Below are 5,568 nucleotides of genomic sequence, written 5' to 3'. Positions count from 1 at the left end.
CTACTTTAACATAACGAAAAAGTAGTGAGTACTTTCTCCCGTCGGAGATTTCCTCACTACTAATCTTAGTATGTTTTGGTTCATAAAAAGAAAAAAGTTTCTAGTTTGTTCTTAGTTACTACTATCGGACTGATTAGTCTTTCTAGTATGCAAGCTCTCGATATAAGCAATCCTTTGAAAGCTCCAAGTAATGAAGGAGTGGTTCAAATTGCTGGATATCGTTATATTGGATACTTACCCCTTAATGATGATGCAATTTCAGAAATTCAACATAAGAATGAGGGGACAAAAAATGTTCCAGTATCTGAAATTCAAAGTATCCCTAATGAAGCGCCTAAAGCAGAAAAACCAGAACATACAGCACCAGTTGGTGGTAATCTGGTTGAGCCCGAAGTTCATGAGAAACCAGAATATACTGCACCGGTAGGAACAGTTCCTGATATGGCTCCTAAAGCTGAGAAGCGAGCATACACTGAGCCTGTAGGTATGGCTCCAGACGAAGCACCTAAATCAGAGAAACCAGAGTACACTGCACCAGTAGGCACAGTCCCAGACGATGCTCCTAAGTATGAGAAGCCTGACTATACGCAACCAATAGGTACAAACCTTGTAGAACCAGAAGTTCAACCAGCGTTACCCGAAGCTGTTGTGACTGACAAAGGCGAACCGGAAGTTCAACCGGCATTACCCGAAGCTGTTGTGACTGACAAAGGTGAGCCGGAAGTTCAACCAGCGTTGCCGGAAGCTATTGTGACTGACAAAGGGGAGCCGGAAGTTCAACCAGCGTTACCCGAAGCAGTTGTAACTGACAAAGGGGAGCCGGAAGTTCAACCAGCGTTGTCGGAAGCTATTGTGACTGACAAAGGCGAGCCGGAAGTTCAACTGGCATTACCCGAAGCTGTTGTGACTGACAAAGGTGAGCCAGAAGTTCATGAAAAACCAGCATACACTGAACCGGTAGGCACAGTTCCAGAAGAAGCACCCAAGTCCGAGAAGTCAGAATACACGGAATCTGTAGGTACAACAGGAGTAGATGAAACAGGAAACTTAATTGATCCGCCGGTTATTGAAATCTCAGAGTATACCGATCCACTAGCTACAGTTCCTGACGTTGCTCCAGAGAGCGAAGAGCTTCCTGCTTTACATACTGATATTCGTACAGAGACTATTCCTAAAACTATCACAGAAGAATCTGATTCTAGCAAATTTATAGGTGATGATTCTATTAAACAAGTTGGTGAGGATGGCGAACGTCAAATTGTTACTAGCTATGAAGAGTTACATGGCAAAAAAATCAGTGACCCAGTTGAAACAGTAACTGTGTTGAAAGAAATGAAGCCTGAAATTCTTGTAAAAGGTACCAAAGAAAAGCCCAAAGAAAAAACGGCTCCTGTTTTGACTCTGACCACTGTATCTAAGGATGTTTTAGCTAAGTCTGCTACAATTAACTACAATCTAGAAAATCAAGACAATGCTACAATTACACGCATTGTAGCGACTATCAAAGAAGGTGGAAAAATTGTAAAAACGCTTGATTTAAAAACCGATAACTTATCTCAAGTATTAGAGAACTTAGACTATTACAAAGATTATACGATTTCAACCACTATGACTTATGATGTAGGTAAGGGTGCAGAAGTATCGACTTTGGAAGATAAACCTTTACGCTTAGATTTAAAGAAAGTTGAGTTGAAAGATATTGCAAATACCAGCCTCGTACAAGTAAACGAAAGCGGTGTCGAAAGCGATAGTAATCATTTAACCTCTCTTCCAAGTAATGTTAACAACTATTACTTAAAAGTAACCTCCAGAGAAAACAAAGTGACTCGTTTAGCAATTGATAAGATTGAAGAGGTCATTGAGGAAGGTAAGCAGCTTTACAAGATAACGGCAAAAGCACCTGACTTAGTTCAACGTGATAAAGACGGTAAGTTAAGAGACACTTACACTTATTATCTTGAAAAACCGAGGGCTACCGAGGATAAGGTTTATTACAACTTCCATGATTTAGCAAAAGACATGCAAGCAAATCCTACCGGTGAGTTTAAACTTGGTGCAGATTTGAATGCAGTTAACGTTAAGCCAGCAGGTAAAGCTTATGTTATGGCTAAGTTTAGAGGTACTTTATCAAGTGTAGAGAATCATCAGTACACGATTCATAACTTAGAAAGACCTTTGTTTAATGAGGCTGAAGGTGCTACACTCAAAAACTTTAACTTAGGTAATGTAAATATAAACATGCCTTGGGCTGATAAAGTTGCACCTATTGGTAATATGTTTAAGAAGTCTACACTTGAGAATATCAAAGTAGTAGGTTCAGTAACAGGAAATAACGATGTAACCGGTGCTGTTAATAAGTTAGACGAATCTAATATGCGCAATGTAGCTTTTATTGGCAAGATTAACAGTCTTGGAGATAAAGGCTGGTGGTCTGGTGGACTTGTCAGCGAAAGTTGGATAAGTAACGTTGATAAAGCTTACGTTGATGCTAAGATTAGTGCCAATAAATCTAAATATGGTGGTTTAATTGGTAAACTAGATCATGGTATTGACTCGATGACAGTAGGTAAAAAAGGATTTCTCCGAAATGCTGTAATAAAAGGTACTATGAATTTGATTCAGCATGGCGAAAGTGGAGGTGTAATTCATAACAACTTTAACTGGGGTGTTATTGAAGACGTCGTAACAATGCTTAAAGTAAATAATGGTGAAATTGTCTATGGTTCACCAGCCTTGAATGATAATGACCAATATTTTGGATTAGATAATATCAAACGTGTAAATTATGTAAATGGTGTTGCAAGTGGTTTATCTTCCTACAAGCATTCAAATCGTATTACTGGTATCTCTCAAGCCGAAGCAGACGCCAAAATCGCTAATATGGGGATTACTGCGAATACCTTCGCTATTCAAGATCCAGTTGTAAACAAGTTAAATCGTATCGTTGATAGAGATTCTGAATATAAAGCGATTCAGGACTACCAAGAAACAAGAAACCTAGCTTATCGAAACTTGGAAAAACTGCAACCATTTTATAACAAAGAGTGGATTGTAAACCAAGGGAATAAGTTAACAGATGATTCCAATCTTGTTAAGAAAACTGTTCTGTCTGTAACAGGTATGAAAGCAGGGCAATTTGTCACTGATTTATCAAGTGTGGATAAAATCATGATTCACTATGCCGATGGAACCAAAGAAGAGTTAACTGTGACCGCTAAAACGAATTCTAAAGTAGCTCAAGTAAAAGAGTATGATGTAGCAGGTCAAAACATTGTCTATACTCCAAATATGGTTATGAAGAATCGTAGCCAGTTAGCAAGCAATATCAAAGAGAAGTTAGCTAGTGTTACCCTACTTTCAGATGAAGTTCGTAGCTTGATGGATAAGCGTGAGAAACCTTGGCAAAATACCCCTGAGAAGAAAACTGAGTACATTAAGGGCTTGTATTTAGAAGAAAGCTTCGAAGAAGTCAAAGGAAACTTAGAAAAACTTGTTAGTCAGATTTTAGAAAATGAAGATCATCAGTTAAACGGTGGGGAAGTAGTCGAGCGTGCTTTACTTAAGAAAGTTGAAGATAACAAAGCTAAAATCATGATGGGGCTGGCCTACTTAAATCAATATTATGGTTTTAAATACGATGAGTTATCAATTAAAGATATTATGATGTTTAAACCTGATTTTTATGGTAAGAATGTTAATGTTTTAGATTTCTTAATCAAAATTGGTTCAAGTGAAAGAAATGTTAAAGGAGATAGAACTTTAGAAGCTTATCGTGAAACTATAGGTGGAACAATTGGAATAAATGAATTAAATGGATTCTTACATTACAATATGAAGCTATTCACTAACCATACAGATATAAATGACTGGTTTAAGAAAGCTATTGAAAAGAACGCGTATGTAGTTGAACAACCATCAACGAACCCTGCATTTGCTAACAAAAAATATCGTCTATACGAAGGAATTAATAATGGGCAGCATGGGCGCATGATTTTACCTCTTCTTAATTTGAAAAATGCACATCTATTTATGATTTCAACGTATAATTCAATTTCATTCGGTGCATTTGAAAAATACAACAAAAATACTGAAGAAGAACGTGAAGCCTTTAAAAAAGAGATTAATCTACGTGCCAAAGAGCAAGTTAATTACTTAGATTTTTGGTCACGTCTTGCTACTGATAATGTACGCGATAAACTTCTTAAGAGTCAAAATGTAGTTCCAACTCCTGTATGGGATAATCATAATGCTCCAGGTGGCTGGCCTGACAGATTCGGACATAGAAATGGAAAATCAGACTATACTCCAGTCAGGGAATTCTTTGGTCGTATTGGGAAGTATCATGAGTATAAGTATGGCTATGGAGCCTATGCTTACATCTTTGCTGATCCACAACCTATGGATGCTGTATATTTTGTTATGTCGGATTTAATAAGTGAATACGGCACATCTGCCTTTACACATGAAACTACCCACGTAAATGACCGCATGGCATATTTGGGTGGTCATAGACATCGACAAGGTACAGACCTTGAAGCATTTGCTCAGGGTATGTTACAAACTCCAGCACAACACGGACATCAAGGTGAATACGGTGCACTTGGATTAAATATGGCATTTGAACGTCAAAATGATGGTAACCAATGGTACAACTATAATCCTAACAAGCTGGATTCGCGTGAAACTATAGATAAATACATGAAGAACTACAATGAAGCTATGATGATGCTTGATTATGCTGAAGCTGAAGCTGTTCTTCCTAAGGTTAAAGGTGACAATAGTAAGTGGTTCAAGAAAATTGACCGTGAAATACGTCGACCAATGGATAGAAATAAACTAAGTGGTCCTCACCAATGGGACAAAGTGCGTGACTTGACAGACGCTGAGAAAATAACCAATCTTGAAACCATTGATGATTTGGTAAATAACAATTTTATGACTATTCACGGAAATCCAGGCAATAAAGTCTTCCACCCAGAAGATTTTGGTACGGCTTATGTCAATGTCAATATGATGGCTGGTATTTACGGTGGTAATACAAGCCAAGGAGCACCAGGTTCATTATCATTCAAACATAATGCCTTCCGTATGTGGGGGTACTATGGATATGAACATGGATTCATTGACTATGTTTCAAGCAAACATCAAGGTGCTGCTGATAAAGAAAATAAAGGTCTTTTAGGCGATGATTTCATTATCAAGAAAGTATCTGGAGACAAATTCAAGACACTTGAAGAGTGGAAGAGACATTGGTATCATGAAGTGTATGCGAAAGCACAGAAAGGCTTTGTTGAGATTGAAGTAGACGGTTCTAAGATTTCAACTTACGCTCAACTTCAAAACTTATTTAACACTGCTGTTGAGAAAGACTTGAAAGAAGGTGGTTTCAAGCATACCGAAGGCCTCAAGTGGAAAGTTTATAAGAAATTATTACAAAACACAGATGGTTTCTTAAATCCATTGTTTAAAATATAAAAGGGACAAGTTTTTTGGCTCTTTTCTACCATTTGTCAAGTATATCAAGGAGCTTAAGTAAAAAAAGAGATGAGACAGTAGCTATTCTGAGGT

The 5,568-nt window shown here is 37.7% G+C and carries 1 protein-coding gene; it reads left to right on the top strand.

Annotation, left to right across the window (positions count from 1 at the left end; translation table 11 throughout):
• The first annotated feature begins 105 nt into the window (after window positions 1-105).
• A complete protein-coding gene (locus tag M1R56_RS09875; RefSeq protein ID WP_348982776.1) occupies window positions 106-5,475 on the top strand; it encodes an SIALI-17 repeat-containing surface protein in 5,370 nt (1,789 codons plus the stop codon).
• Window positions 5,476-5,568 lie beyond the last annotated feature (93 nt).

Origin of the sequence: Streptococcus sp. oral taxon 431 (assembly GCF_023115445.1) — a bacterium.
In the GTDB taxonomy this organism is placed as follows: domain Bacteria; phylum Bacillota; class Bacilli; order Lactobacillales; family Streptococcaceae; genus Streptococcus.
The sequence above is the reverse complement of the archived record's forward strand: the minus strand, read 5'-3'. Positions and strand labels throughout refer to the sequence as shown.